Source organism: Methanoculleus chikugoensis (assembly GCF_019669965.1).
Lineage (GTDB): Archaea > Halobacteriota > Methanomicrobia > Methanomicrobiales > Methanoculleaceae > Methanoculleus > Methanoculleus chikugoensis.
On record NZ_AP019781.1, the window covers coordinates 1,964,003 to 1,988,228 of the forward strand.

Sequence of the window (24,226 nt, forward strand, 5' to 3'; positions counted from 1 at the left end):
AGAGTATGGCTTGCTCTACGCTCGGAACGTGATATCATTTGAAATATGCTATCAGTTCGGCAAATAGATCTGCGATCGAGGAATTTTTTCGATATTTCGAAATCCCCAGTAGAGACGAGACAAACCTTTACTCTGATCTCTCCACATCGAAGAATCCGAATGATAACAACTACCCTCTTTGCAGACAGAAAAACCTTCAATAGCGATCACAGTGAGACGTCCTCTTTTCCGGTAAGGCGGCGGGAGAACCGATAACAATAGACAACGGTGTCTGGATTGGGGAGAATACCGGGACGACCTCAAGGAGAGAGCGACTTTTTTATACAATAAACAGGTTTCGCCCCCCATGAGACTGCAGGCCCCGAAGAACGGCACATCAAAACGGTCACCGTTTCTCTTCTTCGCACTGGTTTACGTTCTTTCCATTCCGCTCTGGGTGCTCAATGTCATCTATCCGGTGAAACTTCCAATAGGGGATAATCTCCCCGCAACAGACATCGTGGCCACGTTTACTCCGATGATAGCGGCATCCATCCTTGTGTACCGGGAAGAGGGACTGTCAGGGGTGAAGAATCTCCTGAAACGGGCCTTCGATTATAAGAGGATCACCGAAAAAGCCTAGTATATCCCCATCATCGTCCTGACGCCGTTCATCTACGTGCTGACCTATGCGATAATGCGCCTCATCGGGCTGCCGGTCCCGGCCGGCTGGAACCCGCCCCTGTTTTCACCGCTCCTCTTCATTGCGTACTTCTTCGCCGCTGTAGGCGAAGAACTCGGCTATACCGGGTATGCCACCGATCCCATGCAGGCCCGGTACACCGCACTGACGGCCAGTATCATCATCGGGTTGGTCCACGCGGTATGGCACTTCCCGTCGATGCTTTCCATGGGCATGAGTCCGGGATTGTTTCTATGGGGAGGAGTCATACTGGCCGTGAGTTTCCGGATTCTGACGGTCTGGATCTATAACAACACGGGAAAAAGCGTCTTTGCAGCCATACTCTTTCATGCCATGACCAATACCGGAAGGAGCATATTCCCCGGCAGCCGTTCAGCCTTCCAGTTATACGATGGGGCTATCGGCTATGGGCTCATTGCTATCACGGCTGTGATCGTGGTGTTATTATGGGGAACGATGCTGACGCGATTCAGATTTGCTCACAGAGCGGATTCGGCCGGGTGAGAACGCATCTCCCGATGGATCTGCCGGGCATCGTATGGATGTTTGCCATCGGAAGGTACGTTTTAGCCCGGAGCCCGGCAATCTTTCGCCACTCGATCTCCGGGTGGCGGGCGGTGATCTCGGCCGGGATCTGCTTCGTCGCCTCCCCGATGGTGATGAACCGGAGCACAACGGCATCCAGGCGCATGCGATCCTCCACGAACTCCTCGAACGTCCGGTCCCCGACATAGGAGCGGATGGACGCAGCAGCATCGCGGATATCCTCAAGATACAGCAGGAGATCTCTAGGCATAGACAACCTCACCGAGGACGGCATCCCGGATCCGGGGCTTTAAGGTATCGGCAATAACGAGGTCCGTCTTCCGCCCCAGGAGATCCTCCAGGTAAGAACTTGAGGTCCATAAAATGATCAAAAGTCTCCTCCCCCTCCCGGAACTCCACCAGGATGTCGATGTCGCTCGCCGGCGTCTCCTCGCACCGCACCACAGACCCGAAGATGCCGATACGGGCCACGCCGTAGCGCTCCCGGATGGTTCGGAGGTTCTGCCGGATCTGGGCAAGGGGATGCATCGTTACTCTTGAGTGCTCCATCCAGCGTCTTATACCCTCCGATACCCGAGAGTACCCTGTTCACGCTGCTCCGGTTCCCGGGGAGGCACTGCCGCGACGGCTACTCCGTCCGCGAAATTGTCCGGCTGCTTGCATTGGGGAGAGGGGAGGTCATCCCGCCCCGTCCCCGCTTTAAATGACGGCAATCTCTCAGCTCCCTCATCTTCATCATCGTGCTCCTCGTGGCGGTCGTGGCCGCCATCAGTGTCCTGACGTTACCGGTGACGCACCTGACAATTATCTGACGAACCGAGACCGAAAGGCGACGGCGAGATCGTCACCCGGGACCATCACTTTACCCGGGTTCCCGGGCTGAAAGTCAGGACGTATTAAGAATCCGGGCCGGCGGGGTCGTCCGGGCGCCCCGCAACCGGGTCAGGCCCCCCCAGCACATGACCGGAGCGATGGCCGCCCTCTCCAATCTGCTAAGAACGATCACACCGGGCCGGTCACGGTTCATGATCAAACTTTTCTACAGATCCTCAAATGTTATCCATATACGGAGACCGGCCATGACGGAGAAAGAGAGAATGTTACGCGGAGAACTCTATGCCGCATACGACGAAGAACTGAAGCGGGACAACCTGAGAGCCAGAAGACTGACACGATTATTCAATGGAACGACAGAAGAGGAATTAGAATGTCGGACAGAGTTACTCAAGAATCTCTTTCAATCTACAGGTGAACATATCTTTATTGAGCCGCCATTTCGCTGTGATTATGGCTGTCACATTCGTATCGGCGACAATTTTTATGCGAACTATGACTGCATCATTATCGATGTTTGCGATGTGACAATAGGCGATCATGTCTTTTTCGGCCCTCGTGTCGGCGTTTATACTGCCGGGCATCCGATTGACGCAGAGGTGAGAAATGCGAATCTTGAGTATGGAAAGCCGATATCCATAGGCAACAGTGTCTGGATTGGAGCTGATACTGTAATCAATCCGGGAGTAACAATTGGGAATAATGTGGTAATTGGTTCCGGCTCTGTCGTAACGAAAGATATACCGGATAATGTGATTGCCGCTGGAAATCCGTGCAGGGTTTTGCGTGCAATAACGCTTGAAGATAAGGAGTACTGGGAGGAGAAAAGAAGGGAATATATGGAAAATTAGCCTGAGAAAAGGGGAACTAACTTGTGAAAAAGTCGTTGTACTAACCGACAGCTCTCGAGGTTATCCCAAATTTATCTTGCGGGGGTGAAGGGGGCGGAGCGGGAAGACCCCGCCCTTCAGGACGGGGTAGTTCACAGACATCTCAGATAATACTCGGGGGTATGGTCTTCCGGGAAATCGACGATGGTCTCTGGGAAATTGCCCGGACATACCTCCTATCATCTGGACCATTCTCCAGAACGATCCCCCGGCCCTCGAGCCGGGAGTACAGGCAATTCTTGCCGAACTTGATGACATGCTGCCGGGAAAATGCGGCGAGATAACATATCCTGATCACCCCGAGTGACGGCGATGCCGACCTCGCCGGCGATTGCAGCGGCGGTCCGTGGGTGGTCCCCGGTGACCATGATCGTCCTGATCCCTGCCCGGGCCATCCTGGTGATCGTCTCCCGCACCCCCGGACGCGGCGGATCCTCGATCGCGATCAGGCCATCGAGAGTGAGGTGCTGCTCCAGGTCGTCGGCGCTCTGCCCGGGCTCGGTCCGGGCAAGGGTGCGGTGGGCGACCGCGATCACGCGCCGCCCCTTCGCCGTCTCCACGTCGAGAGCCTCCTGCAGGCCGGCGTCGGCATCATCGGCCCGGGCGATGACCTCCTCGGGAGCGCCGATCAGGTAGAGGACAGGGCCATCGAGCCTGTCGCGAACGACCATGCCGGTCTTCCTGCCGCCCCCGAAGGTCTCCTCCCTGAGGATCGGGGAGGTCTCGTCCGGGATGCCGAGGCGCTCGGCCTCCTCGATGATGGCCAGATCCGTGATCGAGAGGGAGAGTTCGGCCATGGCCGAGCGTGCCGCGCTGAGGACCTCCTCCCGATACAATGACCACCCCGAAGCAGAGAGCAAGAGTAAGAACGATGCCGAGAACGATCTTCATCCCTTCCATGTTTACAACCTCGTGTGGTTCGAGGTTCCTCTAATTCGGTCGTGCATACATTCTGCCGGGAATATATATTCCAGCATGTATACGTCTGGTGAGCACCTGCCTGACCCGGAAGGCGACCAATGCACCACACAATCTGATCGACCACGCCTGATACGGGGAGGTGGAGTCCTGGTGCATGGGGCTATCAGGTCACCCCTTCCCGGAAAGTGTAGCACGGCTCGGGTTCACAATCCTGATCGCGCCCGGTCGATCGCCCGGACCCTATGCGTTCTCATACATCGCGGTCCAGCCTGCCGCAACCGCCGCGGGCAGTTATATATACCCACTCCACTATCCCCGCCGCGGCGTGGGATCATCACAAGACCAATCCACGCAGGATTGTGATCGCATGCACAAGGCCTCTCTCCCTCAAAGGGAGGCAAAGAGCCGGCAAACCAAGGAAGGTGAAGTATGAGGATAACAACATTCGGGACGATTGTCGCCGCAATTATCGTCATCGCCATAATCTGTGTGACGGGACTCGCGTCAGCACTGCCACCCGTCGTGCAGCCTGATCAACCGCCAGTCGTCGAACTCCCGCCAACGGTAACGCCAACGCCGACGGTCACGCATATCCGACCGCCGGTCGTCTCAGTGTCGCAACTGCCGGTATTCGAGCCCCCAGGACCATCAACGCCGACGACCACCACGACCCCGACAACCACAACAACCCCGGTAGAGACCGCGACGGCCACGGCAACCGAGACCCAGGCGCCGACGGTCACGCCGACGCAGACCCGGACGCCGTCAATACCCCCGCGGCCGACACCGCCGACAGTCGCACTCCCGCAGCCCCAGCAGAACAGCCCGGTAGGCGGGGTGCCGGCACCCAGCGGCCAGGTGGACAAGATGTACCCTGCAGTATCAGGGAATAACGTCATCTGGGTCAGCAACGACTCGATGAACAGGTCGGTCTCGGTGCAGCTCTGCGATATACCCTCAGGGAACAACTCGACCATATCCACCCCTGCGTCGGTGCCCCTCGTCATGCCCCGCCAGCTTGCCATCGCTGAGAACAACGCCGTCTGGTCGGGAACAAACCCGCAGACAGGACGCGTCAACATCTATCTCTACGATATTGCTACGGGCAGGCTGCAGCAGGTGACGAAAGACGAGCCAGGGACGCCGCTGGACCCCGGTGTCTCGCAAGACTACATCATATGGACGAACCTTACGGGCGGGTCGGGCGATGTCGACCTCTACAGGATTGCAGGTGGAACCGCCACACCCCTGGTCACCGCTCCATCCTACCAGATGGAGACGGCCATCGGCGGAAACACGACGGCCTGGGTGGATAACACGACCGGAGGCGACTTCGATATCGTGATATCACCCCTCAGCGGGTCGGGAGGAGTCATCCTGAGCGAGCCTGGCGACGACCGCTATCCTGGCGTATCGAGCGACGGCCAGTACGTCGCCTGGATCAAGTTCATCGAGAACCGGAGCGCCGTCTACCTCTATGACGTGGCGAAGGGGAACGCAACGCGGATAACCGGAGAATCAGCACGCCCTGACTCAGTTGCGGTCGATGGAGACCTCGTGGTCTACTCGGACCTGCGGAACGGAAACCATGATATCTACATGTACAACACCATCACCGGAACGGAGACGCCGGTGACACAGGACCCGTATGACCAATCCTACCCTGACGTCTCAGGCGGCGTGATCGTCTGGATGGGCAACAATACCGGCAGGTGGGATATCTATCGCACCTCTGCCGGATAGCGCGGAGCACGAGGGCCGGGAGTCTACGTGAGAGTATTCTCCCGGGCCAGGGGCATCATCGGGAAACGCCGCCCTCTTCCATCAGGCGGGCGGCATTTCTCAGCCCGTACCCGTCAAGAACCATGAAAGCACCGGCCATGAGCACGATTCCCGCCAGCAGGAAGATGAGGAGCCGGACCAGCCCACCCGGCAGGGTGATGGCGAGAATCCCGAGGACCAGCGAACTTACGCCCAGCCCGAGGGTGTACCAGAAACCCTTCGTCACACTCGCCCTCTCCCGATACGCCCGGAGAAGCGTGACAACGGCGCTGGAAAAGAGCCAGACCGCGAGGACCAGCAGGATGAGGATGAGATAAAGTTTCCAGAAGATGAAGAGGGCGATTCCTGCAATCGCCACGATGCTTCCCCTGATGATGTCCTTGTCTGCATGCTCTTTCCTGTTCCTCTGCTGGACGCCTTTAGTGATCGCGATGAGACCGAGGATGAGAACAAGGGCAGGCAGGGTTACAGCGAAGAAGGATAGTGTGCCATAGAATGCCGTGAGGAGGAGGGTGACACCTATCGCTACCAGGACGATGCCAAGGCCCATCCGGAACTTCCAGGTCATGTGCTGGTCAGCAAGACGTTGCAGGGGATCTCTCCGGGTTGCATCTTTGCCGGTTACAAAAACGGTCTCCATGGTCTCGTGGAGCATGAGCGCCAGGGGGGCGTCGTCGATCAGGTGCATGATAGGGTTCTTCTCCGGGTCGTACCGGTCCATGTGGACACGGTACTCCGAGACGGTCTCGTGAGCGTGGTACCGGCCCTTCCGGTAGCTCGCGATGGTATCCGGGCTCGGCACGTTGATGGCGGACTGTTTCCAGCCCGGCTCGAGCGGCTCGGTCACCAGGGCCTTCGGTACGACGACCTGAAAGACCCCCTGGTGCAACGCATCGAGATACGACTCAAGCGTGCTCAACCGTGCCCCTCCTCATCACCCGGTCCCGTCTCAGGATCTCCCGGTACCGATTGGAGGTGTTCCCCTCCGGATTAACCGTGTCGCTATACGGAGATCTGTAGATGCATCGATTTGCTGGCGGCCGGGTTCATAACACTATCTCCGGGTGTTGAGGATTATAGTTCTCGTCATAGAATCCCTGTGTCCGGGGGGCGGCGCAAAGCCGGGGGCATTGAGGACTTAAGGGCTCAATGAAAGCGTGCCGGACTCATACACGCCTTCAGGAACACGGAGGCAGATGCAGGGACTCGTTGCATGCAGGCGACCCCATGCGGTTACTCCCGGATCACGAATCCCTGCAGCCCGGAAGATAGCGTGGCCCCGGTGGGGACGAAGATCACAAGGATGCCCGATAGCAGACCTGCGGTTCCGGCGTCCCGCATGGACAACAGGACCCGTTGGGAGATCTCTTTATATTCCGTTACAGCGTCGAAGGGTCCATGCCCATAAAGGAGTATTTCGGAGACGATGACTGGAAGACTCTTGAGAGCCTGCCGTACGCGGTTTCCATAACAGTAATGGCCGCAGCACCATCTCTCCTGGGTGCATGGGGCGAGACCAGAGCCATGTTAGAAGAACCGCCCCGGCTGGCAGCGGCGAGCGGAAGCGAACTGGTCGGCCTCGTCTCTGCCGGCATGCAACCCCGGGCCAGGGAGCTGATCAAAGAGCAGCAGAATCTGATGAAACAGGATCAGATGGGCTATAGGAGCAGGACCATTGCAGCCTGCAGATCCGCCGCTACCGCTCTCGCTACGGTACCGCCGGCCGAGGCCGAGTCCTATAAGAGGTGGTTATTGCAGATAGGTGAAAAGGTGGCCCTGGCAGCCAAAGAGCACGGCGTTGCGTTCAGCGATCCGGAAAAGGCCGCCCTCAGTGAGATCGCTGTTGCCCTTGGCCTCCAGGCAGAGAGATAAAAAAAAGCGAGCCGATACCGGCCCCCCTCAGCGAGCCGGTGCCGCCATCGGCTTCTTCTGCTCCTCCGCTTCGGCCGCTTCGACCGCTCCCCGAAGCGCCGCGCCGGCGAGCACGAGGGCTTCCGGTGTGACTATACCATCGGCGATGAGATATCCGTGGGCATCCCGGAGCGCCTGCTTGAGGTCCTTCGCCCAGATGTGCTCGATAAGGAAGATCGCGGCGGCATTGTTGTTCGGGATGATATTCGCTATCTTCCGGACGTTCTCCTCGGTCATCCCGAAGGTATGCCGGGCGGCCGCCGTGGTGCCGGCTTCCCAGCCGGCCTGTACGCCTTCCTCCCCGCCGGCCCCAAGGCCGATGAGTGCGCCGACGGCGGCGCCGAAGCGCTCCCGCTCCACATCGTCGAGTTGTGTCGCCTCCATGCCCTCGACGTTGCCGTCTGCGTCCTTCCATACGAACCGGAGATCGATCAGCCTGATGACGCCCTTCTCCATCGCCGAGCCGAGCACCTGCCGGATCTGGCCGTGGAAATCCGGGTTCTCGAATCCGATGACCAGGAGCTGCATCGGCCCATACATAACTTCAGCCATTTTCTATGCCTCCTATAACAAACTGCATGGGTTGCCTGCCTGCACCCCGTGATCCAGTGCCCCCCTGCCGCAATACAACTGCATCGATAGAACGCTTCTACCTGCACGCTTTGCGTCTCTCTCCGGAAGTGCGCAGACCGGCGGCGGGTCAGGATTCCAATAGGCCACCAGGCATAAAAATATAAGCATATAATTCCGGTGAGCCCGAATATCCGGATACTCGCCATGATAAGAACCGTCCCCCAATCGGGCTCCGTGCCCAGCCCTGCTGCCGCGACGGCCCTGTTGACTGCCCTTCGCTCTTTCCTCCTCCAATAGCCGCCTAATGCGCCATCTGGTCGAGCGCCGCCGTCACGGCGAGGACGAGCGCGTCGTCGTGCCCCGGCTCCACCTCCACGCCGTAGGTGTCCCGGATCCGGAACCACTTCTTCGAGATCTCGGCAACCCGCTCCCGCCGCCCGGCCTCGATATGGTACTCGTGGTCGAGGATGTTCCCCTGGACATCCCAGTCCTCCCCTCCGGGGATACTGACCGTCCACCGGTCCCGGAGCGGCGCGATCAGCGCCTTCTTGATCGTCGCGGCCGTGCCGCCTTCGCCCTTCTCGATCTCCATCGTATCCTTGATCCGGAGCATCCGCTCCTGGATCGTGTAGAGGTCCTGCCCCTCCCGGTTCTGGATGACGAGGGTGTTCCTCACGCGGAGCGCTTTCCCGTCAACCTTGAACGCCCGCTCTCCGGCCGCGTCCTCGATCCAGTAGTCGTCCCCGATGGAGACGAGTTTCTCGTGCATCTTATAGCGGTGTGCCCCGCCGGCCTCTTCGCGCCCTCGCGGGCCGCCTTCTGCTCTCCTTCGCATCATGGATATCATCCTCTGCGCGTCTTTCAGACTGCCGTCGCCAATCACAGTACCCGCACATTATGGTTACTACGCAGTGCAGGCCGGCGGCTCCGCAGGCCGGAACCGGCAGGAACCGTTCGGTCGCCGGAGCGCTGCCGCCCGGGTGCGATCCTCCGGCAGGATTCGGGCATCGAAAGAGATTAATCCGTGACGGCACCTGACACGGCGCTCATAACATGGAGAGTGCAAGATGTCCGAGAGATGGAAGGGCACGGTCAATCTCGATATCCGGGATTCGGTGCCGGACTGGGAACCCTACCTGCAGCCGCAGGCACCGGTTGATGCCCCCAACGTCCTGATGATCGTCTGGGACGACGTCGGCTACGGGGCCATGGACGTATTCGGCGGGCCCATCAAGACACCCACAATGCAGCGTATCGCCGATATGGGCATACGTTACAGCAACTTCCATACCACGGCGCTCTGTTCGCCCACCCGTTCGTGCCTGCTCACCGGGCGCAACGCAACCAGCAACAATATGGCCTGCATCACCGAAGCGTCCACCGGTTTTCCGGGGATCTCCGCCCGCATTCCTTTTGAGAACGGGTTTATCTCGGAGGTGCTCAACGATCGGGGCTGGAACACCTACGCCATCGGCAAATGGCACCTGACCCCGGGAGAAGAGACCGACATGTCCTCGTGGAAGGGGCGCTGGCCGCTCGGGCGGGGATTCGAGCGCTACTACGGTTTCCTCGGCGGGGAGACCAACCAGTGGTATCCCGATATCGTCTACGACAACCACCCGATAGACCAGCCCTACCGCCCGGACGAGGGGTATCACTTCTCACGGGATATCGCCGACCGGGCTATCGAGTTCGTCCGCGACGCGAAGATGATCGCCCCCGAAAAACCCTGGTTCATGTATTTCTGCCCCGGGTGCGCCCACGCCCCGCACCATGTCTTCAAGGAATGGGCCGACCGGTACCGGGGCCGGTTCGATATGGGCTACGAGAAGATACGGGAGCAGATCCTCGATAACCAGAAGAAGATGGGGCTGTTGCCGGAGAATACCGGGTTATCGCCCATCAACCCTCACGGTGAGCCGGCAACGACCGGACGGGACGGTCAGCCATGGCCGTCCCTGGACTTCGTACCTCCCTGGGACTCGTTGAACGAGGACGAAAAGAGGCTTTTTGTCCGTATGGCGGAGGTGTACGCCGGCTTTGTCACCTACACCGATGCCCAGATCGGACGGGTCCTCGACTATCTCGACGAGTCCGGCCAGCTGGAGAATACCATCATCGTCGTCGTATCCGACAACGGCGCCAGCGCAGAGGGTGGTCCCAGCGGTTCCTTCAACGAGAACAAGTTCTTAAACAACATCCCCGACACGGTCGAGGCGAACCTGCCGCACATCGACGAGCTTGGCGGCCCGGGGGCATACAACCATTATTGCACCGGCTGGGCGTGGGCTTTCGACACCCCGTTCCCCTACTGGAAGCGGTTTGCCGGGTACGAGGGCGGAACTGCGGACATGTGCCTGATTGCGTGGCCCCGCGGCATCAGTGCCCGCGGCGAGGTACGCCACCAGTATGTCCACGCCGTGGACATTGTCCCGACGCTCTACGACCTGCTCGGGATCGAGCCGCCGAAGGTGCTGAAGGGCTATACCCAGAGCCCGATCGAGGGGGAGAGCATCAAGGCCGGCTTTGACGATCCCGATGCGCCGGGACGGGAAACCCAGTTCTATGCCATGCTCGGCCAGAGGGCGATCTACCACCGGGGCTGGCTGGCAACCACGGTTCACCCGCCCCTCTCAGGCTGGGGCAACTACGCACACGACGTCTGGGAACTCTATGACCTGAAGGAGGACCGGGCCCAGATCCAGAACCTTGCAGACGAAAAGAACGATGTGCTTGAGTTCCTCAAGGGGCTCTGGTTCTACTATGCGGGCATCTACCAGGGTATGCCCCTCGATGACCGCAACCCGCTGGAGATCTATCTCACGCCGCGTCCCCAGCCCGCGAGCCCGAGAACCCGTTACATCTACTACCCGGGGGCTGCCGAGGTTCCCGAGCCGGTAGCAGTCAATATCCGGGGGCGGTCGTATGGAATCGCGGCCGGCGCCGTCATCGACGGGCCGGAGGCGCAGGGCGTGCTGTTCGCCCACGGAGGCGTCGGTGGCGGGCACAGTCTCTACATTGCCGATGGGCGGCTTCACTATGTCTACAACTGGCTCGGGGATGCGATCCAGAAGATCTCCTCGAGCAGCACCGTGCCCGCCGGCCGGCACGTCTTCACCGTGGAGTTCGTAAAGGATGGTGGAGATCCCGATACCAGGAGTGCCGTCGGCACCCTCGCACTCTACATAGACATGGAGAAGGTGGGGGAGGGACGGATCAGGACCCAGCCGGGATCCTTCTCCCTCACCGGCGACGGGCTCTGTGTCGGCCGGGACAGCGGATCGCCGGTGTCGCCGGACTACTCCGCGCCGTTCGCCTTTACAGGCGGGACCATCGATCGGGTGGTGCTCGATGTCAGCGGTGAGTATTATATCGACCACGAGAAAGAAGTGGCCGCCTGGATCATGCGGGATTAACCCCTGATCCAGAAACCATCATTGTTTCAGGGCGCCGTCTGTCTTCCACAGCACTTCCGGTACTTCAGCCCGCTTCCGCAGGGGCAGGGATCGTTTCGGCCGACTCTTCCCGGCACCTTCTTCTCCGCCGCAAGCACCGGCATCACCTCGTCGGCGCACCTCCCCTGCCGGAGCAGGTCGGCCACCATCCGCATCGGGCGGTCGGCGTGGGAGAAGAACGCTTTATACCCCTCGCAGAGGTAGTTCAGTCCCGTCTCGCCGTCCGGCGTCTCGATGAACCGGTTCTTCGGGCATTCGCCGTTGCAGACAGCGAGGAACGCACATTCGCGGCAATACCGGGGAAGCGTATCGCGCTTGGCCGTTCCGAACCTCCGCTGCTTCTCCGAGTTCACGAGCTCGACCAGCGGTGTCGTGAGGATGTTGCCGAGGAGGTGGTCCGGTTCGACGAAGTGGTCGCAGGAGTAGAGGTCGCCGTTGTGTTCGAGCGCCACGCCGAGGCCGCAGGTCGGAGCAAAGATGCAGACCGTCCCCGCCATGTTGAGCCATCCCGCAAGCGCCCAGTCGAAGTTCAGGACAAACGTCCGGCCGACGTCCCGTCTGATCCACTCATCGAAGATCCCGGTCAGGAACCGCCCCCACTGGTCCGGCCGGACGGATCGGTCGGTGACCGCATTTCCTTCTTCCTTCCGCTCGACGATGGGAATGAACTGGATGTAGGGTACGGAAAGTTCGTCGCGGAAGAACCGGTAGACCTCCAGGGGATGATCGGCGTTCGTGCCGGTGACCGCACAGAGGATGTTGAAGTCAACCCGGTGCTTCCGGAGCAGGCGGGCGGCTTTGAGAACCCGGTCAAATGTGCCACGGTTCCATCTGTCTCTCCGGTGGACGTCGTGAAATTCCCCCGGGCCGTCCATGGAGAGGCCGACGAGGAAGTTGTTGTCGTGGAAGAACCGGCACCAGTCGTCATCGAGGAGGATGCCGTTTGTCTGGAAGGTGTTCTCGATACGGGTTCTGGGCCCTGCATACTTCTTCTGCACTTTCACTGCCCGCCGGAAGAACTCCGGCCCCATCAGGGTCGGCTCTCCCCCCTGCCAGGCGATCGTCACATGGGGCACGCGGTGCCCTGCGAGGGTCTGGCGGATGTACTCCTCCATCACCGTATCGGTCATCCGGAAGTTGCTCTCCGGGTACAGCCCTTCCTTCTTTCTGAAGAAGCAGTAGGCACAGTCGAGATTGCACCGTGCGCCGGTCGGTTTCGCCATGACGTGGAAGGCGGGGGATGCCTCGCCATCAGGCCTGCTCATCACGCCGTTCCGTTCTCATACTGCCGGAGATCCCACGGGCGAAGACACTCAGGTAGACCGTTGCAGTGATAGCCGTCACCAGCGCACGGCATCCTCGTGATTTTTAGCTCACCCGCTATGTGACACCTCCTGATACCGCCTGGATCCGGCCGGCTCCTCGAGCCTCTATCACTGCGCCGTGCAGTTCAGGTCTGCGTAAAGGTTCTGCTGTTCAGTCCGGACGGCCTGTATCTGCGGGCGGATGGTCTGAATGGCCTCAATGGCGGTCACATCGTTGGGGAGGTTTTCCACGGCCTGGTTGAGGTTTTCGTATGCCGCATTGAGGTTGTCGATCCGGACGTTAGCGACCTGGCCCGCAGACTCCCTGACACTCTCCATGGCGGACCGGACCTGGTCCCGTCCATCCCGGATATCGCCGACAGTGGATCTCAGGCTGGTGTTCTCCATGCTCTCAAGCGCTGCTCCGAGGTCTGTGAGACTCTGGCAGAGCTGCACCTCCGCCTCCTCTTCAGACGGCTGGACGCATCCGGCACCGGCGCAGGCCAGGACGAGGGCCAGCGCGACGAACAGTACCCCTACCTTCTTCATACCCGTCTCCCGGGCAGTCATCCTGCCCGGTGCCGGATAATAACATGGCACATATAAAACTATCCCGATGTATTGCGGTGAGCCGGGTGCTCCGCAACGGCGCTCCCGAGCGCCCTTAGACCGGAGAGAGGGGCAGCAGAATACACTTCTTTGCGAAAGAGAGGGGAGGCCGTACGCTCCGATCCCTCCCCTCCTTCACCCCGGCAGCCGGAACGAAACGACGATCGCCGCGATGCCGCCGACGATGGCGAGCCCCGCAAGGAGCAGCACCAGGCCGACAGCCGCGACGAGCGGGTTTGCGATCAGGACCAGGCCGAAGATGATGCTCAGGATGCCGAGGATCCCGGTCCCCCAGCCGGCACCGGAGAACCCCTGCACCATGTAGACCGCACCGATGATCAGCCCCTCCACGCCGATGATGACGGCAAAGACGGTCGGGATGAGGATAGCGCTGTAGAGCGGATAGGCGAGCACCAGGACTCCTGCAAGGACGCCGAGGATCCCGACCAGCAGTTTCCAGCCCCGGCCGGTTTTGTCCGTAAAGAGACCGATGAACGCGACGATACCGTTGAACAACCAGTACAGGCCGAGGAACATGACGAGGATTTCCAGCGTCAGGATGGGGTAGATGAAGAAGAGAACGCCAAAGATGACCGCGATAACGCCGAGCAGCAGCACGAGCCAGCGTGACGGAGCCAGAGCAGCGCCGGACTCATAGGTGCCGGCACCGAACTGCGTGTTAACCATAACAACACCATGCGGAGGGATCACCGCCACCATATATAAGTATCTGCCCTCATCCGCCCGGCCCGGTCCGGCGGAGTCCTCCCCGATCCGCCGGCCTGACCGTCTTTCCGGGCCTGTACATCTCTTATCTGGCAGCAGGCCCCTGCACCGGTTGGGGGAGAGATCCCTCCTTCCTGTAGACAAGCTTCCGCGCTTCCTCCCCGAGCACCTGTTCCGGGCTCATGTACCCGAAGAGCTGGATGATCCGGGCGACGAGCCCCGTCCACCCGGTCTGGTGGCTGGCACCGATCCCGGCCCCGTTATCCCCGTGGAAGTACTCGTAGAAGAGGAGGTAGTCGCGCCAGTGAGGATCGTCCTGGAACTTTTGGGCGTAGCCGAAGACCGGGCGCCGATCGTTCTCGTCGCGGAGGAAGACCCGGGTCAGGCGCCGTGCAATCTCTTCGCTCACCTGGTAGAGGTTCATCCGGTTCCCCGACCCGGTCGGGCATTCCACCGTAAAGTCGTTCCCGTAGTAGGCATAGAGGTTCAACAGCGCCCGGATCAGCATGATGTTCATCGGGAACCAGATCGGCCCCCGCCAGTTGGAGTTCCCGCCGAACATACCCGTATCGGAATCCCCGGGCAGGTACTGCACCCGGTGCTCCTGCCCGTCCTGGTAAAAGAGATAGGGGTCGTGCAGGTGTGCGCGGGAGAGGGACCGGATCCCGTAGTCGCCCAGGAACTCGTTCGCGTCCAGCATCCGGGAGAGAACCCTTCGCAGCCGCTCCTCGGTGAGCAGCGAGAGGTGAAGCCGGCCTCCGACGCCGGGCCGGCCGATGCTGGAGACGGTGGACGCCATACGCGTATGATACCGGTTGAACCAGCGGGCCCGCTCTATGAAGTCCGGCATCTGCTCTGCCACCTCCGGGGTAAAGACCGTGCTTGCAGCGAGCGGCAGCAGCCCCACCAGGGACCGCACCTTCAGCCGTGTCGCGCTCCCGTCGGGCAGGCGGAGGAGGTCGTAGTAGAAGCCGTCCTCCTCGTCCCACATGCCTTCCTGGTGCTCGCCGATGCTGTTCATCGCCGACGCAATCCAGACAAAGTGCTCGTAGAATTTGGTCGCCATCTCCTGGTAGACCGGATCGTGAACGGCGAGCTCGCCGGCGATCTCAAGCATGGTCTGGGCAAAGAGGGCCATCCATGCCGTCCCGTCGGCCTGCTCCAGGTATCCTCCCGTGGGCAGAGGGGCGCTGCGGTCGAAGACCCCGATGTTGTCGAGGCCGAGGAACCCGCCCTCGAAGACGTTCTGGCCGGTGCGGTCCTTGCGGTTCACCCACCAGGTGAAGTTCATCAGCAGTTTCTGGAACATTCTCTCCAGGAATCCCACGTCCCCCGTGCCCAGGAGTTCCTTCTCCGTGCGGTAGATGAACAGGGCGGCCCAGGCGTGCACGGGAGGATTGACGTCGCCGAAGTTCCATTCGTAAGCCGGGATCTGGCCGTTCGGGTGCAGGTAGCGCTCGCGCAGCATCAGGTCGAGCTGGTCTTTGGCAAAGTCCGGGTCCACCATGGCAAGGGCAACGGTATGGAACGCCAGGTCCCATGCCGCATACCAGGGATACTCCCACTTGTCGGGCATGGATATGATGTCGGCGTTCACCATGTGGAACCACGAGGTGTTCCGGACTGAGATCTGCCGGCCTGCGGCGGCATCCGAGCCGTGCTCCCGGAGCCAGCGGTCGACCTCGTAGAGGTAGTACTGTTTCGTCCAGAGCATCCCGGCGAGCGCCTGGCGCATCACGTTCGCCGCATCGGGGCCGACCGACGGAGGGGTGATGTTCTCGTAGAAGGCGTCCGCCTCCCTCTGCCGCTCTGCGAGCACGTTCTCAAAGGGGCTCCCGAACGGTGTCTCCTCCCCGGAGGGCGGGGTCTGGTTCAGCCGCAGCCGTATCCTCTGCACCTCCCCCGGAGCGAGGGTCAACCGGTAGTGCGCAGAGGATTTTGTCCCGGATCCTTCCGGGTTCACGGCATCGGCGCGTCCTTCGACGATGTAGTTGTTGATGCCGTCCTTGACGAACGGCGTGGCGTTCGGCGTCCCGAAGAGGCGCTCCGTGTTGGTCTCGTTCTCGGTGAAGAGCAGTTCGGGGGCGCCTTCACAGGAGAGGTAACGCTGCCCGAGATCCGGGTGGCCGGCCGCGATCACGCTGGTCCCCGGCGGACCCTCCGCCCTTCTGAGGGACGGTTTCTCTCCGCCGCCGCCCTGCCACCAGGTGTTGCGGAACCAGAGGGTGGGCAGCACGTGGAGGGATGCCTCCTCCGGACCGCGGTTATGGACAGTGACCTGCACCAGGATATCCTCAGGCGTTGCCTTCGCGTACTCCACGAAGACGTCGAAGTAGCGGTCGCCGTCGAATATCCCCGTATCGATGAGCTCGTACTCCAGGTCATACCGGGTGCGCTGCCGGTTCGTCTCGACAAGGTCGTTGTACGGGAACGCGGCCTGCGGGTACCGGTAGAGGTACTTCATGTAGGAGTGCGACGGGGTGTTGTCGAGGTAGTAGTAGTACTCCTTCACGTCCTCCCCGTGGTTCCCCTCGCCGTTGTTCAGACCGAAGAGCCGTTCTTTGATGATGGGATCGGCGCCGTTCCAGAGGGCGAGCGCAAAACAGAGGCGCTGGGCGTCGTCGGAGATGCCGGCAATCCCGTCTTCCCCCCACCGGTAGGCGCGGGACCGTGCCTGGTCGTGCGTGAAGTAGGCCCAGGAGTTGCCGTCCTCCCCGTAATCCTCTCTCACCGTCCCCCATTGCCGTTCGCTCAGGTAGGGCCCCCACCGGCGCCAGGGGATACCGCTGGCGCGGATCTCGAGCATCCGTTGCCCCTCGGATGTACCGGGTACAAACGTTGCAGGTGTCATGCGCGAGCCTGACTATCCATCACCTAATATATTTTTCGAGGAATTAAATTCCGGGTTACCCCAATGGCACCATGCGGCGTTCCACCCCCTGTGTATGCGGGATCCGGGGGTTCCGGCTCATAGGCCGTCCGGGAAGACCGGATGAGGAAGCAGAACAGGAGGATGCCGGCCGGTGCGGCAGGCGGACCGGGAGACCCCGTTGCGGCTACCGCCGGGCCGCTCGCCCGGTCTTCTCGAACGGGCGATACACTGCCCGCCGGGAACGCCGGCCTGCTGAATTTATATACACCCTCTCCGTTTGATGCATCGAATCGAGGGCTGATACGATGGATACCTCCGCAGATCCGGCTCCCCCGGCACCGGCGGCAGCCCCGCAGGGCGTGCTCCTGCCGCTTGCGCTGGCCCAGTTCATCTGCAGCTACGCTGCCTCAAACATGAACGTGGCCATCAGCACCATCGCCACCGACCTGGGGACGACGGTCAGCGGCGTCCAGACGACCATCGCCGTCTTTACGCTGACCATGGCGGCCCTGATGATCCCCGGCAGCAAACTGACGGATATCCTGGGCCGCACGTACCTCTTCAGGCGGGGCCTGCTCGTCTACGGGGTGGGAGCACTGGTAGCGGCAGCGGCGCCGGGGATCGGGATCCTGATCCTCGGCTACTCGCTCCTCGAAGGCATCGGGACCGCGCTGCTGATCCCGCCTGTCTACATCCTCGCAACCGTCTTCTTTCCCGACCTCACCTCACGCGCCCGTGCCTTCGGCGCGATCAGTGCGGCGGGCGGCATCGGAGCGGCCGCAGGCCCGCTGGTCGGCGGGATCATCACGACCGCGATCAGCTGGCGGGCAGCCTTTGTCGTGCAGGCCCTTGTCGTCGGGATCGTCATCCTTCAGAGCCGGAAGATCGTCGATCCGGGCGTGCAGGGCCCAAAACCCCGTCTGGACATCGTCGGAACCATCCTCTCGGCGGCGGGACTCTTCTTCGTGGTGGTCGGCATCCTGCAGGCCTCGACCTACGGCTGGTTCAGGGCCGGGCAGGACTTTGTCGTCGGTAATACGGTCGTGATCCCGGAGGGCGGCATATCGCCGGTATGGGTCTTCGTGCTTATCGGGCTGCTCTTACTGGCCTGGTTCTTCCGGCACATCCGGTCCATGGAGCGGGCGGGCAAGGAGCCTCTGCTCCACACCAGGCTGTTTAAGAACCGCACGTCCAACCTCGGCCTCATCACGCAGAACATGCAATGGCTGGTCCTGCTGGGCCTCTCTTTTGTGGTATCCGTCTACGTGCAGACGGTGCGGGGCTATAGCGCCATCGAGACCGGCCTGATCCTCACGCCGGCCACGATCGGTATTCTGCTCTCCTCGATGGCTGCCGGCAGGCTGGCGCGGAGGCGTTCCCAGGCAACGCTGATCCGGGCGGGGTTCATCGTGACGGTCGTCGGCGTGCTCCTCCTGCTGTTGTGGGTACGGGAGACGTCCAACGTCCTTACGTTCGTGCCGGGCCTCTTCCTGGTCGGCGTGGGCGTCGGGGTGATGCTGACATCCTCGGTCAACGTCGTCCAGTCCGCCTTCCCCGAAGAGGACCAGGGGGAGATATCGGGCCTCTCCCGCAGCGTCTCGAACCTGGGCTCCTCGCTCGGCGTGGCCATCGCGGGCACCGTCATCGTATCCACCCTTGTTGAGGGGAACATGGGCTACGCCCTTGCCCTGGTCGTCCTGGTGTTCTTTGCTCTGGTCGGCCTTGCAGCCGCGTTCATGCTGCCCGCGAGTCCGGTGCCCCGGAACCCGGAGCCCGGGCCCGAGCCTGCCTGATCGGCGGCCTGCACGGCCCTCCCGTTACCCGCCCGGACGCCCGCGGGACCGGAAGTAGGCCTCGATCTGCTCCAGCGACAGCCCTTTCGTCTCCGGCACGAGTTTGAAGACGAAGAGCCACGCGAGCAGGGCAACCACCGCGTAGAGGAGGAAGACTCCCGACTCCCCGATCAGGTCCACGAGCGAGAGGAACGTCGCCGCGATGAGGAAGTTCGCGGCCCAGTTCGTGACCGTCGCAAGGCTCATGGCCAGTCCCCGCACGCTGAGCGGGTAGATCTCGGCGATGAGCAGCCAGAAGATCGGGCCGAGGCCCAGCGCAAAGGCGGCGACGTAGATGATGAGGCTCACCGCGGTGACCTGCCCGAGCGAAACGGCTGCCCCTCCGGCGCCGCTGTTCTCAAGGGCGAACCCGGCCCCGAGGAGCAGCATGGCGATACCCATCCCGGCAAGGCTCCAGAGGAGCAGCGGCCGGCGCCCCGCCCGGTCGACGAGCCGGATAGCGATGAGGGTCACCAGGACGTTCACAACGCCGATCCCGACCGTCGCGGCGATCGAGGCGGTCGCTTCCGCGAGTCCGGCAAACTGGAAGATGGTCGGGGCGTAGTAGATGACGGTGTTGATCCCGGTCGCCTGCTGGAGGACCGCGAGCCCGAGACCCAGGAGCAGCGGGAGCCGAACAGCAGGCGCGACCAGGTCCGACAACGTCCCCGCCCCCTCCGTGCGCACGCTCCTCTCGATCTCCCCGAGTTCGTCCGATACGTCGGCGGTGCCGCGGATCTTTTTTAGGACGGTTGCGGCCTCGGCGGGACGGTTCATGAACATCAGCCACCGGGGGCTCCGGGGCATCAGGAACATGCCGACCAGGAGAACCGTGCCCGGGATCACGCCCGCAAGGAACATCGCCCGCCAGTCGCCGGCTGCCGCAAAGGAGTAGTTCACGCCGTAGGCGATCAGGATGCCGACCGTTATCAGGAGCTGGTTGAGCGAGACAAGGGCGCCCCGGATGCTCTCCGGCGCAATCTCCGAGATATAGAGGGGCGCGACGAACGATGCGACGCCGATAGCGATCCCGATCAGGATCCTGCCGATGATGAAGATGGAGAAGATGGGGGAGAGAACGACCACGAGCGTGCCCGCGATGAAGATCACCGATGCGGCCAGGATGGAGGCGCGGCGCCCCACCCGATCGGAGAGAGGCCCCCCGAAGAGCGCCCCGAGGATCGCGCCCATCAGCACGGAACTCACCGCCACCTCGGTCGTGACGCTTGTTAAGCTGAACTCCTCGTTGATGAAGAGGATCGCCCCGGAGATGACGCCGGTATCGAACCCGAAGAGGATCCCGGCAACGGCGGCGATTGCCGCGACGACGAGGACGAACCCCGTGACACGGCCGGGTTCAGAGGTCATGGGGGCCCTCCACCCCGCCGGGGGGTCTCTCCCGAACCCGGGATGGAGGGGCGGGATGAGAGGGGTTCAGCATCGGGTCGTGGAGAGAAGGCGCGGGAGAAAGGGCAATTTCGTGAAATAACAGGAATACTCCGTCACCGGAGACTGCCGGGGATGTCATCGCGTTCAGTTGCAATTCCGGTATTTATACCTGCGCCACCTCACGGGGACCGCGTTCCCTCAGGGCCGGAGACGATGCGGGGAGGGGTGCCGGGTCTCCGCCCCGCCGGAGATCACGGCTCTTCCCGCCCTCCAGATGAGGGAACGAGATCGTCCGGCGAGGAAGAACGCGGCAGTCCCGCCCGGCGTATGAGGTAGTAGCCGCCGCAGAGGGCGATGATGATCAGCGCGATCCCGATGAGCTCGCCCGCGGTCGCCGAACCGAGGAGGATGACCTTTCGTGCGATGGCGATGATCGCGACGAGGATGATGATCTCGACGTGGAACTCTTTCCTGTCGAGGTAGGCCTTTATTGTCTCCAGGAGTTCCAGGCCGATGAGGATCAGCAGGAAGTACCCGAAGAGGTCGAAGAGTTTCTGGCTGGTAAGCCGGTAGACAGGACCCTCGAACAGCCCTGCGAACAACAGCCACCCCAGTTCGAAGAGTGCGAAGAGCAGTACCACCACCAGGAAGGCCATGAGCACGATGTAGGTAAAACGCTCAAACAACTCCAGCCAGTGGCGCATGCACAGGTCATCCTGCAAGCCCGTATAAATATATGTCGCGAACGCTGCTGCTTCCTTCCCCGGGATTGTCATAGTCCTCCGGTTTCATGCGGTGCAGAGGGGCCTTCACCACCATGATTGCCGCAGATGCATGGGGGGCATGGCACGAAATGCCCGGGGCAAGGTTCATATACCACAGTGCGCACCCTATGGCACGCCGGAATTGCAAGAACTCCGGGGCTCGTCCCTCTCCCGGCGTTCGGGTGAAACGATGGACCGATCGAAGGCGATTGATGGGATCCGGAAGGGATTCCGGGCAATCGCCATCGCGTTTGTCGTCGCCACCCTGATACCCGTGCTCCTCGGCCTTCTCCTCTCCGTCCCGACCCCGAGGGTCTTTTCCCTGATCGTCTCCACCCTCCTCCTCCAGGCAAACGCCGCTTTCGTCGGCATGGGGCTCGGCCTGCACCCCGCGTTCATCCTCGCCGTCATGACGTTCGTTGAACTCGGGATCGTCCTTGCCCTCTACGAGATCCTGGACGTATTTGCCGAGCAGTCGGAGAGAGTCAGGCGTTTCACGAAGAGCACGGAGGCGAAGATGGAGCGGTACCCGATCCTGCAGAGGTACGGCGCAGTCACGCTCATCATCCTTCCCATGCTCCCGGTGATCGGGCTCTACTCCAGCGTCGTCATCGGGTGGCTCCTCCGATGGAACAAACTCCAGTCAGTCTTCTTCGTCACGCTGGGATGGATCCTCGTCACCGGCTTCCTCCTGCTCGTGGCGCTCGGGTTCGTCCGGGTGGTCTTCTGATGCGGGCGGCGGGATAATATGCTCGGGATTGTTGGTATGGACTGGCCGCTTGTCACGGGCGTCATCTACCTCCTCAACACCCTCTTTGCGATCATCGTCATCTTCTTTGAGCGGAGAAACCCTACGGCGACCCTGGCCTGGCTGATGGTGCTCTTCTTCCTGCCGCTGGTCGGGTTCGTGCTGTACCTCTTCCTCGGCCAGAACTACACCCGGCAGCGGCTGTTCACCCTCAAGGCAAAAGACGACGCCACCCTCAGGTCGATCTTCGAGGAGCAGCACCGGAGATTTCTCGAAAGTCAGCACCGGTTCTCCAACCCGGAAGCGGAACGGTACCGCGACGTTATTCTCGCACTCCTCCGGCGCAACCGTGCGTTCCTGACGGAAGGCAACCGGGTCGAGATCTACACGGACGGAAGCGAGTTGTTCGATGCCCTGTTCGCCGCAATCCGGGACGCACGCCACCATATCCACCTGGAGTACTTCATCGTCAATAACGACGAACTCGGGCGGGAAGTCGTGCACGCGCTCGCCGCGAAGGCAGCGGAGGGGTTAGAGGTACGGCTGCTCTTCGACGCCCTGGGGACCCGGGCCGGGGGCGGGTCGCGGGCTGCGTTCCGGGAACTGACAGATGCAGGCGGCCGGATCGGCGTTTTCTTCCCCTCGGTCTACCGGATCAACTACCGCAACCATAGAAAGATCGCGGTCATCGACGGCAGGATCGGCTTCATCGGCGGGTTCAATATCGGGGACGAGTACCTGGGCAGGGGCCCTCTCGGCTACTGGCGGGATACTGCCGTGAAGATCACGGGACAGGCCGCGAAGATGCTGCAACTCCGGTTCTTCCTCGACTGGAACTTCACGACCGGCGAGTAACTGAGAGCCGACCCGGTCTACTTTCCCGAACCGGACGGCGGCGGCACCACTGCCGTCCAGATCGTCTCCGGCGGCCCGGACACCCGCTGGAACCCGGTCAAAGAGGGCTACCTTAAGCTGATCAACGCCGCACGCGAGTCCGTCTACCTCCAGACCCCCTACTTCATCCCCGACGACAGCATCTCGGACGCCCTGCTTCTCGCGGCTCTCTCCGGCGTCGATGTCCGCCTGATGATCCCCTGCAAGCCGGACCACCCCTTCGTCTACTGGGCGACGCTCTCCTTCGCCGCCGACCTGCTCGACGCCGGCGTGCGGGTCTACACCTACGACAACGGCTTCATCCATGCAAAGACCATCGTCGTGGACGGGAAAGCGGGATCGGTCGGGAGCGCAAACTGGGACGTGCGAAGCTTCCGGCTGAACTTCGAGGCGAACGCCTTCTTCTACGATGCGGCCGTCGGAGAGGAGTTGAAACGGCGTTTTATCGAGGACCTCGCCCTGAGCACCGAGGTGACGCCGGAACGGTACGGCAGGCGCTCCCGCCGGATCAGGTTCAAGGAGTCGGTATCGCGGCTTTTCTCGCCCCTCGGGTGAGGAGGGGAGGACACCGGCACTGCCCGGTCCGCCGGAGAGGCCGGGCAACAGAACGAGATATATAGTTGAACCGGCATCCTGCTCCGGAGGCGCACCATGTCTCTTGGTCCGGTAGAATATATGGTCATCGAGTTTCCGGGAAACCAGTTCAAAGGCGAGATCATCCCGGCGTTGCGCGAGGTGGTCGATAAAGGCGTCATCCGCATCATCGATCTCGTCTTCGTGAGGAAAGACGAGCAGGGCAACGTCAGCGTGATGGAACTTGCCGACCTCCAGAAGGACGCGGCAGACGCGTTTGCCCCGCTCGCGCGGGAAACGAGCACGCTCTTTGCCGAAGAGGATGTAAAGAAGGTCAGCGAGATCATGGAGAAGGACAGTTCCGTGGCGCTGCTTCTCTTCGAGCACGTATGGGCAACGAGGTTCCGCGACGCCGTTCTCGCCGCCGACGGAAGGTTGATCGCGGGTGAACGCATCCCAAAAGAGAGGGTGGACGCCGCGCTGGCCTGGAGACCCGGTGAGCAGGAAGCACTGGAGGCGGCACCATGAGAGGCGGCCGGCCGGGCCTTATCGGCACCGTGGCCCGTACCGCGGTGGTCGCGGGGACAGCCACCGTGACTACCCGCGCTGTCGATAAGAGGATGCGGGAGAGGGAGATGAAGAAGGCGGCGCAAGCGCAGCAGACAGCACCATACGAGGAGCAGGTGCAGGCGCCTGCCCCGACAGGGATTACCCAGGAGGAGAAGATGGCTCAACTCAGGGAACTCGCGGAGTTGAAGCAGATGGGAGCCCTGACGGAGGAGGAGTTCCAGCAGGAGAAGCAGAAGATCCTTGCCCGGTAGAAGCGCCGGACTCCACCATCTTTGAGGCTCCCGAACCGGCCGGCGCAACGCAAGGAGCCGTCTATCAGCGGAATTCAGGCCACGCCGCGATTGCGGGACC

General features: G+C 61.6%; 25 protein-coding genes. 13 read left to right on the forward strand and 12 right to left on the reverse strand.

Annotation, left to right across the window (positions count from 1 at the left end; translation table 11 throughout):
- Positions 1-346: 346 nt before the first annotated feature.
- Positions 347-622, forward strand: a complete 276-nt coding sequence (locus MchiMG62_RS09895) for a hypothetical protein (protein WP_221056813.1) — start codon at positions 347-349, stop codon at positions 620-622.
- A gap of 36 nt (positions 623-658) precedes the next feature.
- Positions 659-1,186 carry a CPBP family intramembrane glutamic endopeptidase gene (locus MchiMG62_RS09900; protein WP_221056814.1) on the forward strand — a complete coding sequence of 176 codons (528 nt, stop codon included), beginning with the start codon at positions 659-661 and terminating at the stop codon, positions 1,184-1,186.
- Here the strand turns inward: MchiMG62_RS09900 and MchiMG62_RS09905 are convergent.
- The gene (locus tag MchiMG62_RS09905) at positions 1,152-1,478 is read right to left on the reverse strand and encodes a HepT-like ribonuclease domain-containing protein (protein ID WP_221056815.1); all 327 of its coding nucleotides are present in this window, start codon (positions 1,476-1,478) and stop codon (positions 1,152-1,154) included. The two genes, MchiMG62_RS09900 and MchiMG62_RS09905, sit on opposite strands and share 35 nt — an antisense overlap.
- Before the next feature lie 8 nt (positions 1,479-1,486).
- Positions 1,487-1,672, reverse strand: coding sequence for a hypothetical protein (locus tag MchiMG62_RS09910; RefSeq protein ID WP_342367230.1), 186 nt, complete (start codon positions 1,670-1,672; stop codon positions 1,487-1,489).
- On the opposite strand from MchiMG62_RS09910, the gene MchiMG62_RS13370 reads away from it, so the two are divergent.
- Both MchiMG62_RS13370 and MchiMG62_RS09915 read left to right on the forward strand, forming a co-directional pair.
- The gene (locus MchiMG62_RS13370; RefSeq protein WP_342367231.1) at positions 1,592-1,768 is read left to right on the forward strand and encodes a hypothetical protein; all 177 of its coding nucleotides are present in this window, start codon (positions 1,592-1,594) and stop codon (positions 1,766-1,768) included. The genes MchiMG62_RS09910 and MchiMG62_RS13370 overlap by 81 nt on opposite strands.
- A 539-nt stretch (positions 1,769-2,307) precedes the next feature.
- Positions 2,308-2,913 (forward strand): sugar O-acetyltransferase, encoded by a 606-nt coding sequence (locus MchiMG62_RS09915; protein ID WP_221056816.1) that lies wholly within the window; start codon positions 2,308-2,310, stop codon positions 2,911-2,913.
- A gap of 218 nt (positions 2,914-3,131) precedes the next feature.
- Here MchiMG62_RS09915 and MchiMG62_RS09920 read toward each other — a convergent pair whose 3' ends face one another.
- Positions 3,132-3,788: an HAD family hydrolase gene (locus MchiMG62_RS09920; protein WP_221056817.1), complete on the reverse strand. Its 657-nt coding sequence runs from the start codon at positions 3,786-3,788 to the stop codon at positions 3,132-3,134.
- Between the two features lie 514 nt (positions 3,789-4,302).
- Here MchiMG62_RS09920 and MchiMG62_RS09925 point away from each other — a divergent pair.
- Positions 4,303-5,616 (forward strand): TolB-like translocation protein, encoded by a 1,314-nt coding sequence (locus tag MchiMG62_RS09925; protein WP_221058751.1) that lies wholly within the window; start codon positions 4,303-4,305, stop codon positions 5,614-5,616.
- 55 nt (positions 5,617-5,671) lie between these two features.
- On the opposite strand, the gene MchiMG62_RS09930 is transcribed toward MchiMG62_RS09925, so the two are convergent.
- Positions 5,672-6,574: an HdeD family acid-resistance protein gene (locus MchiMG62_RS09930; RefSeq protein ID WP_221056818.1), complete on the reverse strand. Its 903-nt coding sequence runs from the start codon at positions 6,572-6,574 to the stop codon at positions 5,672-5,674.
- Between the two features lie 479 nt (positions 6,575-7,053).
- Here MchiMG62_RS09930 and MchiMG62_RS09935 point away from each other — a divergent pair, with 479 nt between their 5' ends.
- Positions 7,054-7,527, forward strand: a complete 474-nt coding sequence (locus MchiMG62_RS09935) for a hypothetical protein (RefSeq protein WP_221056819.1) — start codon at positions 7,054-7,056, stop codon at positions 7,525-7,527.
- Positions 7,528-7,554: 27 nt separating this feature from the next.
- Here MchiMG62_RS09935 and MchiMG62_RS09940 read toward each other — a convergent pair whose 3' ends face one another.
- Both MchiMG62_RS09940 and MchiMG62_RS09945 read right to left on the reverse strand, forming a co-directional pair.
- Positions 7,555-8,118, reverse strand: a complete 564-nt coding sequence (locus MchiMG62_RS09940; protein WP_221056820.1) for a DUF1269 domain-containing protein — start codon at positions 8,116-8,118, stop codon at positions 7,555-7,557.
- 322 nt (positions 8,119-8,440) lie between these two features.
- Positions 8,441-8,977, reverse strand: coding sequence for an LURP-one-related/scramblase family protein (locus MchiMG62_RS09945; RefSeq protein ID WP_221056821.1), 537 nt, complete (start codon positions 8,975-8,977; stop codon positions 8,441-8,443).
- Between the two features lie 229 nt (positions 8,978-9,206).
- On the opposite strand from MchiMG62_RS09945, the gene MchiMG62_RS09950 reads away from it, so the two are divergent.
- Positions 9,207-11,555, forward strand: coding sequence for an arylsulfatase (locus tag MchiMG62_RS09950; RefSeq protein WP_221056822.1), 2,349 nt, complete (start codon positions 9,207-9,209; stop codon positions 11,553-11,555).
- A 26-nt stretch (positions 11,556-11,581) separates the two neighbouring features.
- On the opposite strand, the gene MchiMG62_RS09955 is transcribed toward MchiMG62_RS09950, so the two are convergent.
- The 4 genes from MchiMG62_RS09955 to MchiMG62_RS09970 form a co-directional block, all read right to left on the reverse strand.
- Positions 11,582-12,859 carry an anaerobic sulfatase maturase gene (locus MchiMG62_RS09955; protein WP_221056823.1) on the reverse strand — a complete coding sequence of 426 codons (1,278 nt, stop codon included), beginning with the start codon at positions 12,857-12,859 and terminating at the stop codon, positions 11,582-11,584.
- 168 nt (positions 12,860-13,027) lie between these two features.
- Positions 13,028-13,447, reverse strand: coding sequence for a hypothetical protein (locus tag MchiMG62_RS09960; RefSeq protein WP_221056824.1), 420 nt, complete (start codon positions 13,445-13,447; stop codon positions 13,028-13,030).
- A 195-nt stretch (positions 13,448-13,642) separates the two neighbouring features.
- Positions 13,643-14,194 (reverse strand): HdeD family acid-resistance protein, encoded by a 552-nt coding sequence (locus tag MchiMG62_RS09965; RefSeq protein WP_221056825.1) that lies wholly within the window; start codon positions 14,192-14,194, stop codon positions 13,643-13,645.
- Positions 14,195-14,318: 124 nt separating this feature from the next.
- Complete coding sequence (locus MchiMG62_RS09970) at positions 14,319-17,039, reverse strand: MGH1-like glycoside hydrolase domain-containing protein (RefSeq protein ID WP_244987679.1); 2,721 nt, start codon at positions 17,037-17,039, stop codon at positions 14,319-14,321.
- A 371-nt stretch (positions 17,040-17,410) separates the two neighbouring features.
- On the opposite strand from MchiMG62_RS09970, the gene MchiMG62_RS09975 reads away from it, so the two are divergent.
- The gene (locus tag MchiMG62_RS09975; protein WP_221056827.1) at positions 17,411-18,898 is read left to right on the forward strand and encodes an MFS transporter; all 1,488 of its coding nucleotides are present in this window, start codon (positions 17,411-17,413) and stop codon (positions 18,896-18,898) included.
- Positions 18,899-18,922: 24 nt separating this feature from the next.
- Here the strand turns inward: MchiMG62_RS09975 and MchiMG62_RS09980 are convergent, their stop codons facing one another.
- Both MchiMG62_RS09980 and MchiMG62_RS09985 read right to left on the reverse strand, forming a co-directional pair.
- Positions 18,923-20,305 (reverse strand): sugar porter family MFS transporter, encoded by a 1,383-nt coding sequence (locus MchiMG62_RS09980; RefSeq protein WP_221056828.1) that lies wholly within the window; start codon positions 20,303-20,305, stop codon positions 18,923-18,925.
- A 272-nt stretch (positions 20,306-20,577) separates the two neighbouring features.
- Positions 20,578-21,030, reverse strand: coding sequence for a phosphate-starvation-inducible PsiE family protein (locus MchiMG62_RS09985; protein WP_054848426.1), 453 nt, complete (start codon positions 21,028-21,030; stop codon positions 20,578-20,580).
- Between the two features lie 250 nt (positions 21,031-21,280).
- On the opposite strand from MchiMG62_RS09985, the gene MchiMG62_RS09990 reads away from it, so the two are divergent.
- The 5 genes from MchiMG62_RS09990 to MchiMG62_RS10005 all read left to right on the forward strand — a co-directional run bounded on the left by MchiMG62_RS09990 (position 21,281) and on the right by MchiMG62_RS10005 (position 24,126).
- Entirely contained in the window at positions 21,281-21,820 is a 540-nt protein-coding gene (locus tag MchiMG62_RS09990) for a small multi-drug export protein (protein ID WP_221056829.1), read from the forward strand.
- 36 nt (positions 21,821-21,856) lie between these two features.
- On the forward strand, positions 21,857-22,693 hold the full coding sequence (locus MchiMG62_RS13240) for a PLDc N-terminal domain-containing protein (RefSeq protein ID WP_244987680.1): 837 nt from the start codon (positions 21,857-21,859) through the stop codon (positions 22,691-22,693).
- A gap of 165 nt (positions 22,694-22,858) precedes the next feature.
- Positions 22,859-23,287: a phospholipase D-like domain-containing protein gene (locus MchiMG62_RS13245; protein ID WP_244987842.1), complete on the forward strand. Its 429-nt coding sequence runs from the start codon at positions 22,859-22,861 to the stop codon at positions 23,285-23,287.
- A 96-nt stretch (positions 23,288-23,383) separates the two neighbouring features.
- Positions 23,384-23,833 carry a DUF6325 family protein gene (locus tag MchiMG62_RS10000; RefSeq protein WP_221056830.1) on the forward strand — a complete coding sequence of 150 codons (450 nt, stop codon included), beginning with the start codon at positions 23,384-23,386 and terminating at the stop codon, positions 23,831-23,833.
- Positions 23,830-24,126: an SHOCT domain-containing protein gene (locus MchiMG62_RS10005; protein ID WP_221056831.1), complete on the forward strand. Its 297-nt coding sequence runs from the start codon at positions 23,830-23,832 to the stop codon at positions 24,124-24,126. The genes MchiMG62_RS10000 and MchiMG62_RS10005 overlap by 4 nt, the downstream gene beginning before the upstream one ends.
- Positions 24,127-24,226: the final 100 nt, after the last annotated feature.